Annotated in this window: 13 protein-coding genes and 1 riboswitch; of the genes, 6 read left to right on the top strand and 7 right to left on the bottom strand. The window is 72.1% G+C overall.

Annotated elements, in window-relative coordinates:
• Positions 1–76 precede the first annotated feature (76 nt).
• Positions 77–466 (top strand): hypothetical protein, encoded by a 390-nt coding sequence (locus LPW41_RS00065; RefSeq protein ID WP_144831630.1) that lies wholly within the window; start codon positions 77–79, stop codon positions 464–466.
• A 24-nt stretch (positions 467–490) separates the two neighbouring features.
• On the opposite strand, the gene LPW41_RS00060 is transcribed toward LPW41_RS00065, so the two are convergent.
• From LPW41_RS00060 to LPW41_RS00050, 3 genes are all read right to left on the bottom strand, one after another.
• On the bottom strand, positions 491–1309 hold the full coding sequence (locus LPW41_RS00060) for a TSUP family transporter (RefSeq protein ID WP_144831633.1): 819 nt from the start codon (positions 1307–1309) through the stop codon (positions 491–493).
• Positions 1310–1394: 85 nt separating this feature from the next.
• Complete coding sequence (locus LPW41_RS00055) at positions 1395–2213, bottom strand: ABC transporter permease (protein ID WP_144831636.1); 819 nt, start codon at positions 2211–2213, stop codon at positions 1395–1397.
• Positions 2210–3442, bottom strand: coding sequence for an ABC transporter ATP-binding protein (locus LPW41_RS00050; protein ID WP_230703806.1), 1233 nt, complete (start codon positions 3440–3442; stop codon positions 2210–2212). The genes LPW41_RS00055 and LPW41_RS00050 overlap by 4 nt, the downstream gene beginning before the upstream one ends.
• A gap of 108 nt (positions 3443–3550) precedes the next feature.
• Here LPW41_RS00050 and LPW41_RS00045 point away from each other — a divergent pair, with 108 nt between their 5' ends.
• The 5 genes from LPW41_RS00045 to LPW41_RS00025 are packed head-to-tail and all read left to right on the top strand — an operon-like array spanning position 3551 to position 7295.
• Positions 3551–4615, top strand: a complete 1065-nt coding sequence (locus LPW41_RS00045; protein ID WP_230703805.1) for an enoyl-CoA hydratase/isomerase family protein — start codon at positions 3551–3553, stop codon at positions 4613–4615.
• Between the two features lie 13 nt (positions 4616–4628).
• Entirely contained in the window at positions 4629–5471 is an 843-nt protein-coding gene (locus LPW41_RS00040; RefSeq protein WP_144831644.1) for an LssY C-terminal domain-containing protein, read from the top strand.
• Entirely contained in the window at positions 5468–6073 is a 606-nt protein-coding gene (locus LPW41_RS00035) for a hypothetical protein (RefSeq protein ID WP_144831648.1), read from the top strand. Before LPW41_RS00040 ends, LPW41_RS00035 begins: the two co-directional genes overlap by 4 nt.
• A 42-nt stretch (positions 6074–6115) precedes the next feature.
• Positions 6116–7054, top strand: a complete 939-nt coding sequence (locus LPW41_RS00030) for a DnaJ domain-containing protein (RefSeq protein ID WP_144831651.1) — start codon at positions 6116–6118, stop codon at positions 7052–7054.
• Between the two features lie 58 nt (positions 7055–7112).
• The gene (locus LPW41_RS00025) at positions 7113–7295 is read left to right on the top strand and encodes a DUF5302 domain-containing protein (RefSeq protein WP_144831654.1); all 183 of its coding nucleotides are present in this window, start codon (positions 7113–7115) and stop codon (positions 7293–7295) included.
• Between the two features lie 40 nt (positions 7296–7335).
• On the opposite strand, the gene thiD is transcribed toward LPW41_RS00025, so the two are convergent.
• From thiD to LPW41_RS00005, 4 genes are all read right to left on the bottom strand, one after another.
• Positions 7336–8775 (bottom strand): bifunctional hydroxymethylpyrimidine kinase/phosphomethylpyrimidine kinase, encoded by a 1440-nt coding sequence (gene thiD / locus LPW41_RS00020; protein WP_230703804.1) that lies wholly within the window; start codon positions 8773–8775, stop codon positions 7336–7338.
• Positions 8772–9416 (bottom strand): thiamine phosphate synthase, encoded by a 645-nt coding sequence (gene thiE, locus LPW41_RS00015; protein WP_230703803.1) that lies wholly within the window; start codon positions 9414–9416, stop codon positions 8772–8774. The genes thiD and thiE overlap by 4 nt, the downstream gene beginning before the upstream one ends.
• Positions 9416–10213 carry a hydroxyethylthiazole kinase gene (gene thiM / locus LPW41_RS00010; protein WP_230703802.1) on the bottom strand — a complete coding sequence of 266 codons (798 nt, stop codon included), beginning with the start codon at positions 10211–10213 and terminating at the stop codon, positions 9416–9418. The genes thiE and thiM overlap by 1 nt, the downstream gene beginning before the upstream one ends.
• Positions 10205–10296, bottom strand: a riboswitch (TPP riboswitch). It overlaps the preceding gene by 9 nt.
• A gap of 150 nt (positions 10297–10446) precedes the next feature.
• Positions 10447–11112, bottom strand: coding sequence for an SDR family oxidoreductase (locus tag LPW41_RS00005; RefSeq protein WP_230703801.1), 666 nt, complete (start codon positions 11110–11112; stop codon positions 10447–10449).
• Positions 11113–11528 lie beyond the last annotated feature (416 nt).

Here is an 11528-nt window from a genome sequence, read left to right as displayed (position 1 = left end):
GTGCGGGCGGGTGATCGTTGTGCTCCTGTGAGGTGCCACGCCGATGGGGCGCGCTCACCGCTGGCAGGATGGATGCATGGTGACCCTGCTGCTCGATTCGACGCAGCTCGAGGTCGTGCTGTCGGCGACCGAGCGAGCGCTCTCCTTCCGCAAGAGCAACATCGTCGTGCCCCGTGAGAGCATCGACCGCGTGCAGCTGACCGACGACGCGTGGACGTGGATCCGCGGCGTGCCGAACCCCGGGATCAACCTGCCGGTCGCCGTGGGCGCGGGCACGTGGAAGTCGGCCGGGGGCAACGACTTCGTCATCATCCGCGGGCGCAAGCCCAGCGTGGTCGTCGACCTCGTCGGTCACGACGAATTCGAGCGTCTGGTACTCACCACCAAGCACGGCGTGGCGCTGCTGAAGGCGCTGCGTCTCGACGTGGCATCCGAGCCCGAAGACGTCGCCGACATCGTCGCCTGACCTCCGTCCGGCTCCGGCCGGAAGCTACGACGTGAACTGCGCGATCGTGTCCCACGCGAGCTTGACGATGAGCAGCGACAGCGTCACCAGGAACACGATGCGCACGAAGCCGCTGCCGCGACGCGTGGCCATGTGGGCGCCGATGAAGCCGCCCGTGACGTTGAGCACGGCCATCGCGAGGCCCAGCACGAGGATGACCTCGCCGTGCACCCCGTACACCGCGAGGGCGGCGAGGTTCGTGGTGAGGTTGGCGATCTTGGCGTTGACGCTCGCCTGCAGGAAGCCGTAGCCGAGCACGCCGACGATGAGGATGACGAAGAACGACCCGGTGCCGGGGCCCAGGATGCCGTCGTAGAACCCGACCGCGAGTCCGATGGCCGCGGCGCGCCAGGCGATGGCGCGCGCCGCCGTGTGGCGTGGTTCGTGGTGCAGGCCCATCTTCGGCTTGAACAGCGTGTAGAGGCCCACGGCGACGACGGCGACGAGCACGATCGGTGTCAGCACCTCGCGCGGGACGTAGCGCGAGAGGGCCGCGCCCACCGTCGATCCGGCGAAGGCGCCGATCACGAGGGGCGCGAGAAGCACCAGCTGCACCCTGATCTTGCGCAGGTACACCCAGCTCGCCGAGAGGGTGCCGAAGAACGACGACAGCTTGTTCGTGCCGAGGATGAAGGGCGTCGCAACGTCTTTGGGGACCGCGATCACCAGTGCGGGGAGCTGGATGAGCCCGCCCCCGCCGACGACCGCGTCTACCCAGCCGGCGACGCCGGCGGCGACCAGCAGCAGCACGAGGGCTCCGACCGAAACGGGGAGCCACTCGGCGATCACCGGTCCATCGAGCACGCTCGATTGTCGCCGACCCCGGCGGGCCTGCCAAATGCGGGTGCGCGGCGCGGCCGGACGTTCGACCGGCGCGAGCCTGCGGGGTTCAGTCGATGTCGCGGCGCCAGGTGGTGAAGAGCCCGATCACGAGGAACAGCACGGCGTAGCCGAGCAGGGCGAGCCCGCCGACCCACCACTCGAGCGTCGCGGTTCCGGCGGCCGACATCGTGGCGAAGATCGTCTCGCCGACCAACGCGTCGCTCGCCGCGCTCGGGAACCACTTGACGATGTCGCCGAACCCCTCGACGACACCGCCGACGGTGCGGACGATCGGCTCGATGAACAGCGTCACGGCCAGCACGATCACGATCGCGGCGACCTGGTTGCGCACGACCGTGCCCACCCCGATGCCCACGAGGGCCCACAGCATGAACGCCAGGATCATGCGGCCCACGAGCACCCAGGTGTCGGACGAGCCGAGCTGCGTGTCGATGCCGAAGATCCCCAGCACGACGGCGCCCGCGCCGACCGAGGCGATGACGCCCAGGATGCCGTAGAGCAGGCCCACGACGATGCCCACGGCGAACTTGCCGCCGAGCACGACGCCGCGCCGAGGGGTGGCCAGGAACGTGGGGGTGAGCGTCTTGTGGCGGAACTCGGTGGTCACCATGAGCGTGCCGACGAGAAGGGGGAAGACGTAGCCCACGGCGGTCGCCGAGCTGTAGACGAGGCGCGGGACGGCCGCGGCGGCGAGGGCCGGGCCGGTCGCGCCGCCGAGCTGTCCCGATGCGACGCCGCCGAAGACGAAGGCGAGCACACCCGCCGTGAAGGCCACGTACGCGACGAGCACGATCGCGAGCACCCACCATCCGGCGGTGGAGAACTGCTTCGTGTACTCGGAGCGGGTGGATGCCAGGAGCGTCATCGCTGCCCCTCCTCGTTCTCGTGCGCCGGAGCGTCGGGTCGCGGGACGATGTCGATCACGCCGGTCGAGGCGACCGCGTACGAGCGCCGGGGGCTCTCGGCAGCGGGCGCGGATGCCACGCGGGTCGTCGCGCGCGGCGGGGCCATCACGGCGACGAGGGCGGTGGAGGGACGGGGGTCGTCGGCGTCGTCGGGGTCGTCCGAGGGGGTGGATGCCGCGGACTCGGCGACCACGGGCTGCGCGACGGGCGGCTCCGTGACGGCCGACGGGTCGTTCGGGGTCGCGGCATCCGGAACCTCGTCCTGCGAGGTCGGTGCGCCGGCACTCGCGTGCACGCGCACCCCGCTGACCAGCTCGAGGAAGATGTCTTCGAGGCTCGCACCCTTGCTCTGCAGGTTCGACAGGGCGACGCCGTTCGACGCCGCCAGCGCGCCGATTCCGATGGGGTCGTGGTGGCGGATCGTGAAGCCGTTGCGCAGCAGCTGGTACTCGATGCCCTGTTCGTCGAGCACGCGCGAGAGCGCGGGGCGGTCGGTCGAGTCGACGACGGTCGAGAACTCGTCGGGGTCGGCGAGGTCTTCGATGCCGCCCTGGAAGACCAGGCGGCCGCGCGAGATGATCAGCAGCGCGTCGACGGTCTGCTGCACCTCGGCGAGCAGGTGCGACGAGATCAGGACCGTGCGCCCCTCTTCGGCGAGGTGGCGCAGCAGCGAGCGCATCCAGCGGATGCCCTCGGGGTCGAGTCCGTTCGAGGGCTCGTCGAGCACGAGCACGCCCGGGTCGCCCAGGAGGGCGGTCGCCAGCCCGAGGCGCTGACGCATGCCGAGCGAGAAGCCGCCGACGCGGCGCCCGGCGACGTCGGCGAGTCCGACCAGACCCAGCACCTCGTCGACGCGGGCGCGGGGGAGCCCGGCGGCCTGCGCGTAGGCGGTGAGGTGCTTGGCGGCGGAACGGCCGGGGTGGAAGCTCGAGGCCTCGAGGGCCGCGCCCACGCTCTGCAGGGGGTTCTCAAGGTCGACGTAGCGCTTGCCGCCGATGGTCGCGGTGCCCGAGGTCGGGCGCAAGAGACCGAGCAGCATGCGCAGCGAGGTGGTCTTGCCGGCGCCGTTGGGGCCGAGGAAGCCGGTGACCTGGCCGGGCTCGATGCGCGCGGTGAGGTCGTCGACCGCCGAGACCGCGCCGAACCGTTTGGTGAGCCCGGCGAGCTCCAGGACCTGTCCGTCGGGCATACGGCACCTTTCATTCCGCGGGTGTTCAGACCATCTTCCCCGATCGGAGGCGGAAAAACCGTCATCGGGGGTCGGGACCGCCGAGATCGGTCTGTGTAACGTGGCATCGTGCACGCACAGCGAACCGACGACGACAGCGTCCTCGTGGGGGGTCGTGGCGGCCTCGGTCACCTCACGCTCAACCGGCCGCGCGCGATCAACGCCCTCGATCTCGACATGATCCGCGCGCTGAACGTGACGCTGGACCGCTGGGAGCGCGACACCGACGTCGACGTGATCCTGCTCGATGGTGCCGGTGACCGGGGCTTCTGTGCCGGCGGCGACGTGCGGGCGCTGCACGAGATGGTCGTGGGCGGCCGGGTCGACGAGGTGCACGCGTTCTTCCGCGAGGAGTACGCGCTCGACCACCGCATCGCCACGTCGGCCAAGCCCGTGGTCGCCATCGCCGACGGCGTCTGCATGGGCGGGGGCATCGGTCTCGCCGGTCACGCGGCGATCCGCATCGTGACCGAGCGTTCACGACTGGCCATGCCCGAGACGCGCATCGGGTTCACCCCCGACGTAGGCGGATCGTGGCTGCTGGCCCGGGCTCCCGGCCGACTCGGCGAATACCTCGCCCTCACCGGGGGGACGATGGATGCCTCCGACGCCCTCTACGCCGGCTTCGCCGACCACATGGTCCCGACCGCGCACCTCGAGGCGCTGTACGAGGCGCTCGAGAATCGCGCCGACCCCTCGAGCCCCACCGAACTCGTGCTGCTGTTCGACGAGACGCCCGAGCCGTCGCGCTTCGAGACCGCGCGCGAGTGGATCGACGACGCCTTCGCCGCCGACGACGTCGCGGGAATCGTGGAGCGGCTGCGCGCCCGCCCCGAGACCGAGGCGCACGAGACGGCCGAGCTGCTGGCGGCCTCGGCTCCCACGGCCCTCGCCGTCACGCTCGAGGCGGTGCGCCGGGCCCGTGCCCTGCCGTCGCTGCGCGCGGCGCTCGCTCAGGAGTACGGCCTCGTGCTGTGGTTCGCGTTCACGCAGCCCGATCTCGTCGAGGGCATCCGCGCGCAGGTGGTCGACAAGGACCGCTCGCCGTCGTGGTCGCCTGCGCGGCACGAGGACCTTCCCGCCGACCGCGTCGCCGAGGCGTTCGCGTACCAGCCGGAGCCGGAGCTGTGGTGAGGCCGGGGCGGTCATGACCGCGCGGCGACGCTGGTCGATCGGTCGGGCCCTCGACGGGTTCTTCTTCGTCTTCGCCGGCCTCGCCGCCATCTGGCTCGCCTACCTGAGCTTCACCGCGTCGTTCTCGCTCGGCTGGGCGGGGATCGCGATGGTGATCGCCTTCTGGGTGCTGCTGGCGTATCTCGTCCTGCCGCGGCTGCATCGCATCCTGACCGCGGTGTACGTGCCCGACTACTTCATGGGGCGCACCCGCACCTCCGACGGGCTGCTCGGCGATCCCGTCAACCTCGCGTTCCAGGGCGAGCGGGAGGCGATCGAGGCGGTGATGGCCGCCGCCGGGTGGATCGCCGCCGACCCCGTCAGCCTGCGCTCGTCGTGGCGCATCATCACGTCGACGCTTCGTCGGCGCAGTTACCCGCGGGCTCCGGTGAGTCCGTTGTTCCTGTTCGGGCGGATGCAGGATCTCGCCTACCAGCAGGAGGTCGCCGGGTCGCCGGCCCAGCGCCATCACGTGCGGCTGTGGAAGTGCCCCGACGGGTGGCTGCTGCCGGGCGGGCGTCGGGTCGACTGGCTCGCGGCCGGCACCTTCGACCGTGCGGTCGGTCTGTCGTTGTTCACCCTGCAGGTGACCCACCGCATCGACGCCGACACCGACATCGAGCGCGACCACATCGTCGGCTCGGTCCGCGCGGTGCCGGGGGTGACGGTCGACGTGATCCGCGACTTCTCGACCGGCTATCACTCGCGCAACGGCGGCGGCGACAGCATCACGACCGACGGGGATCTGCCGATCGTCGATGTTTCGGCGGTCGGCGTCTCGGCGGTCGACGTCGCGGCGGCGGAGGCGGGCACGTGAGCGCCCGGCGGGCCCCGCACAAGCGCGCCGCGTTCGAGCCGCTCGCCCCGGCCGTCACGGGTGCTTCCGACATGCACCGGCCCGCGGCCACCGTCGCCGGGGCGGTGCTGGTGTTCCTGCGTGCCGCCGCGGGCATGCTGTGGGCGCTCGGCGTCGCGTTCGAACTGCCGCCGTGGCTGCAGGCGGTGGCCGCGGCATCCGGAGACGCGTCCGACGGCTCGAGCCCCCTCACCCTCGCCGACTTCGACACGACGCCCGGGGTGTTCCTCGGCGTGCTCGGCTTCGTCGCGTTGGTGCAGGTGGTCTTCGGCTCGTTCGTGCTGGCGGGTGGAAACGTCGCGCGCGTCGTCGTCATGGTCATCTCGACGCTGTCGATCATCGGGTCGTTCATCGGCTGGTGGGAGTTCGGGCAAGACATCACCGTGCGCACGACCCTGCTCACGCTGAGCCTCGACATCCTCGTGCTGCTCGCCCTGTCGAGCCGCGACGCGGCGGCGTACGCGCGACGGCTGCGGCGGCGACGGCGCGAGCGGCGGCGCGATGGGTCGCGCACTCCATCTTCTCGGCGGGCGGTCGGGGCTCCCTCAGACTCGGCGGGATAGCCTGAAGGATGCCGCGCCCGTGCGGCAGGACGGATGACGCCAGTGTTCGACAGCCCCATGTCGCTTTCGGCATACGAGGTGCTCCGCGTGGCCGCCGACGTCGACGACGAAGGACTGCGCCGCGCCTACCGGGTGCGTCTGCGCGAAACCCACCCCGACACCGGGGGAGACGCCGCCCTCTTCGTGCAGGTGCAGCGCGCCTGGGAGCTCATCGGCACCCCCGAGGCGCGCGATGCGTACGACCGGGGACGCGGATCGAGCTCAGGGTCGGGTGCGACCGAATGGGGCGCCGGCTCCTCGGCATCCGCCCCCTCGCGCCCCGCCGACACCCGCCCGCGCGCGCGGTCGCACGGGCAGCCCGGTGGCTGGCGACGAGAGCGCTACCTCGATCTGATCCGCGAATGGGTGGGCCGCGGGGTCGACATCGCGGATCCGTATGATCCCGCGCTCGTGCGCTCGGCTCCCCCCGAGATCCGGCACATCCTGGCCGATGCGCTCGCCGAGGAAGAGACCGCGCGGCTCGTCTCGGAGCTCGGCATGGGCTACACCGTGTGGCACGACGTGTTCGCGGATCGCGACGGGCGCGATCCCGAGCAGAAGCTCGACCACCTCGTGCTCGGTCCGAGCGGCCTCTACGCGATGCTGAGCGAGGACTTCGGCGGCCCGGTCGGCGTGCGTCGCGGCGAGATCACCGGTCCGAACGTGTTCGGCTCGCCCGTGACCCAGCTCGTCTCTCGTGCACGCGTGATCGCCCGGTCGGCCGGCGTGCGGTTCAGCGGGGCGATGATCGTGCTGCCCGACGACGACGTGCTCGACGCCGTCACCGACCTCGGCAAGGTGCGCGGCACCCCCGTCGCCCTGGTCACCCGCAGCGCCCTGACGACCCTGTTGCGCCGCGGCATCACCGGAGCGCGGGAGGTCGGCGGCACGGAGCTGTTCGACATCCGCACCCGGCTGCAGCAGCGCGTGCGGCACGTCTGAGCGTCGCGACCCGGCCCCGGCGGTGCGCCGACGCCGTGGGCATGCCTAGGGTGGGGGCATGAGTACCGACGAGACCTCGGGTGCCTCGGCATCCGACGAGATGAAGCGAAAGTTCAAAGAGGCGCTCGCGAAGAAGAACGGCGCCCAGCAGTCGGGTCAGGCGCACCTCGACGGCCACTCGGCCGTGCAGGGCACGCACGCAGCCGTCACCAAGCGCGAGTTCCGACGCAAGAGCGGCTGAGCACCACGCTCGGCGCGGGAGGGGGCGGATGCCGATTCCGTCATCTCCCGCGCGAGAGCGGGGCCTCGAAGAAGTCCCTCTCGAGCGCCATCGAGCGGTCGTAGGCCGTGGCCATCGCCGCGCGCTCGGCCGGCGAGGCGCACCGTGCGGCGGCATCCACGAGCGTCGACGCGCGCGCCGATGAGGCCGCGAACTCCTCGTCGCCGTAGGCCGTGAGCCAATCGGCGTAGGCGTGATCGGCGTCGAAGGTGCCGCGCCAGCGCGCCCCGATGTCGGTGTACAGCGCGAAGCACGGCAGGATCGCGGCGACCAGCACGGCGTAGGAGCCCGTGGTCGAGGCCGTGTGCAGGTGATCGGTGTACGCGAGGGTCGACGCCGCGGGTGACAGTTCTCGCGGATCGACATGCGCCTGATGCAGTGCCGCCTCCTCGTCGAGGCAGGACACCGACGCGGTCGCCCAGAAACGCTGTTCGTCGACGGTGGGAGCGAGGGCCGCCACCCGGGCCAGCACGCGGGAGTACTCGCGCAGGTACAGAAGGTCCTGACCCAGGTACCAGGCGAAGGCGTCTCGGTCGAGGGATCCGGATGCCAAGCCGCGCACGAATCCGCACGCGTCGACAGCGGTCCGCACATCTGCCGTCGCCCGCCACCGCTCGGCGCTGAACGACACCTCGAGGTCGATGTGCGGACGCAGCTCGTGCAGATGGTCGATGGGGCCGTTGCCGCGTCCGACGTGCAGGTGCTCGGCGTTCTCGAGCGCACCCGTGAGCCAGCGCTTCGCGCGGGTCAGCGCGTCCGGCCACGACAGGCCGGACGCGGCGAGAGTGGCCATCGCCGACGACAGCGAGCACCCGGTGCCGTGCGTGTGGCGGGTGGCGACGCGGACCCCTGCGACCTCGTGCACGCCGGTCGCGTCGACGATGGCATCCGGACTCTCGGCCCCCGCGAGATGGCCGCCCTTCAGCAGCACGCGGGTCTGCGCGCTCGCAGCCAACGATCGGGCCTGAGCGACGGCGGCGTCCCACGTCGTCGCGCGGGGCTCGCCCACGAGCACGGCCAATTCGGCGAGGTTCGGGGTGACGAGATCGGCCCGACGGCAGAGCGACCGAACGGCGTCTTCGGCGTCGGTGTCGAGCAGGCGGTCGCCGCTGGTGGCCACCATCACGGGGTCGAGAACGACGAGGGGCGGTCGGACCTGCGCGAGCCAGGCATCGACGACCGCGACGATCGGAGCCGAGCCGAGCATGCCGATCTTCACGGCGTCGATCTCGACGTCGTCGCTCACCGCTCGCAATTGCGCTTCGAGGAACTCCGTCGGAGGAACGTGCACCGCACGCACGCCGCGGGTGTTCTGGGCGACCAGAGCGGTGACCACGGCCATGCCGTATCCGCCGAACGCGGCGATCGACTTGAGGTCGGCCTGCACGCCGGCACCGCCGGTCGGGTCTGTGCCGGCGATGCTCAGCACACGCACGCTCATGCGTCGGCCGCCCACGCGGTGCGCAGGGCGCGGACGACCGATCCCGGGTCGTCTGCTGCGCACACGGCCGATACGACGGCCACACCCGCCGCTCCGGCCCCGCGCAGCGCCGCGACGTCGCCCTCGCCGATGCCGCCGATCGCGACGCAGGGAAGAGGGGTGGATGCCGCGATCTCGGCGAATCCCTCGATGCCGAGCGGAGTGGGATGGTCGGGCTTGGTCTGCGTGGCGCGGATCACGCCGACGCCGAGGTAGTCGACGGTCCGCGCGGGCAGGGAATGTGCCACCGAGAGGTGCGCGGGGGTGTTGGCGGTCCAGCCGATGAGGGCGGCGGGACCCAGGAGGGTTCGCGCGGCGTCGACGGGCAGGTCGCTCTGGCCGAGGTGGACACCGTCGACCTGCGCACCGCGCGAGCGTGCGGCGAGCACCACGTCGAGGCGGTCGTCGACGACGAAGGCGCAGCGCCCGGCGATGACGTCGGCGAGGTCGAGGGTGCGGGCGAAGAGCTCGCCGCCCGTCGCGATCTTGTCGCGCAACTGCACGACCGTGACTCCGGCAGAGACCGCGGCATCGACGATGTCGCGCAGACGGGGGAAAGGCACGCGGTGGTCGGTGACGAGGTGCAGCGGCAGGTCGGGCATCATCGACCGCCTCCGGTACGTGCCTCGAGATCGTCGGGGCTGAGGGCGGCGAGTTCGTCGAGGAACGCCGCCGCGAACGAGCCGGGCCCCCGTGAGGAGCGGGCCGCGCGTTCCGACGCCGCCGCCCATACGGTGCTCGCAGCGACGGCGGCCTCGAACGGTGCGGTGACGGCGGCGAACGCGGCCATCGCCGCGCCGAGGGCGCATCCCCCTCCGGTGACCTGGGTGAGCAGGGCGCTGCCCCCGACGATCCGCGCCTCGCGATCGGCATCCACGATCAGGTCGATCTCTCCCGACACCGCGACCGTCGCGCCGGTGCGTCCTGCGAGGGCGACGGCCGCGTCACGCGCGTCGCTGGGGGAGTCGGTCGCGTCGACTCCGCGGCCGCCCGCCCCTGTTCCCGCGAGGGCGAGGATCTCGGAGGCGTTGCCGCGGATGATCGCCGGTCGCGCCGCGAGCAACTCGTGCGCCAGCGCCGTGCGCACGGGGAGGGCTCCGACGGCGACCGGATCCAGCACCCAGGGAGTGCCGGCGACGACGGCCTCGCGTGCCGCGTCGCGCTGCTCGGCAGTCGGGGTGCCGAGGTTCACCAGCACGCCCCCGGCGATCCCGGCGAACATCCCGGCCTCGCCGGGGATGTCGCACATCGCGGGAGCCGCGCCGAGAGCCAGGAGTGCGTTGGCGGTGAAGTTCGTCACCACCGCATTCGTGATGCACTGCGTGAGCGGCGCGGCTCGGCGCACGGCCTCGAGGGCCTCTGCGGGGGTGGACGGAGACGACGACGTGCGAACGACCATTCGCGACATCCCTTCGCTAGTACGAACTAGATCAGGTTCGACGGGTGTGTTCTCAGCCCTGGCGGGCACCCCGTGTCACTGCGGGCGACGCTAGCACGAAGGCCGCGGCCGCGATCGCGTGCGCCGGAACGTGAGGAATACCGAAGGGGTCGGACGTGCTGGGGCAGGGGCGGCTGCGCCCCGGAACGGAGCGACGTGGCCACCGCCGCCCCGCGCGGGAGCGGGCGCGGGCCTCAGAACCGCGCCGAGAACCCGCCGTCGGTGTGGAGCAGCTGACCGCTGATCCAGCGCCCCTGAGGGGAGAGCAGGAACGCCGTGATCCCGGCGATGTCGCGCGGGGTTCCCATGCGACCGAGCGCGTGATGGGGCGTCAGGGCGTCGCGGGTCTCATCGTCCATCCAGCCGGTGTCGATGGGGCCGGGGTTGACGACGTTCGCGGAGATGCCGCGAGGCCCGAGCTCTCGAGCCGCTGAGATCACGATGCGATCGAGCGCGCCCTTCGACGCGCCGTACGGCAGATTGCCGGTGGTGTGGTCGCTGGTGAAGGCGACGATGGCACCGCCCGTCTCGTCGACCTGCCGCGCGAACGCGGCGATGAGCAGCAGAGACGCCCGGGCGTTCACGGCGACGTGGGTGTCGAAGCTTTCGGCGCTGGTGTCGAGGATGCCGCTCTCGATGTCGTGGGCGTGGCTCAGCACCAGCGCGTGCAGGGGGCCACGCTCGCGGGCGATGCGCTCGATCAGCTCGGTCGGTGCCGCCGGATCGGCCAGGTCGCACGGGTAGTCGCCGGAGGCGAGCTCGCTCGTGACGACATCCCACCCCTCGTCGCGGAGGCGCGGAACGATCGCGGCCGCGATGCTGTTCGCGCGTGCGGCGCCGGTGACGAGGGCGAGAGGCATGCGTCGAGCGTACGGTGCGTGCGCGTGCGCGTGCGGGTGCGGGTGCGGGCGGGTGCGGGCGTGGGGGAGCGAGGGCGATGGCGAGGCGAGCGCGGGGGGCGCCGCTCACCAGCGCTGACGCAGCTGCCGGGCACGAATGCGGGCGGGCGTTGGCGGGTGTGATGGCGAGGCGAGCGCGAGGCCGCGGGTGCCGCTGCTCAGCGCAGGCGCGCCTGCCGGGCGCGGGCGCGGGCGCGTCTGCTCGAGGCGAGCGCATCGGCGCGGGCGCGGGTGCGCCTGCTCGAGGCGAGGGCGTGTGTTCGATGCGGGTGCGCCTGCTCGAGGCGTGCGGGGAGGGAGGAGCGCGCGCGGGGAGGAGCGCGCGCAGGGAGGCGTGGGTGCGGGGTGGTGCGTGTGTCAGAAGGGTGGGGGTGTGC

The organism is Microbacterium sp. JC 701 (assembly GCF_021026215.1).
In the GTDB taxonomy this organism is placed as follows: Bacteria; Actinomycetota; Actinomycetes; order Actinomycetales; family Microbacteriaceae; genus Microbacterium; species Microbacterium algihabitans.
This window is presented reverse-complemented; position numbering and strand designations above follow the sequence as displayed.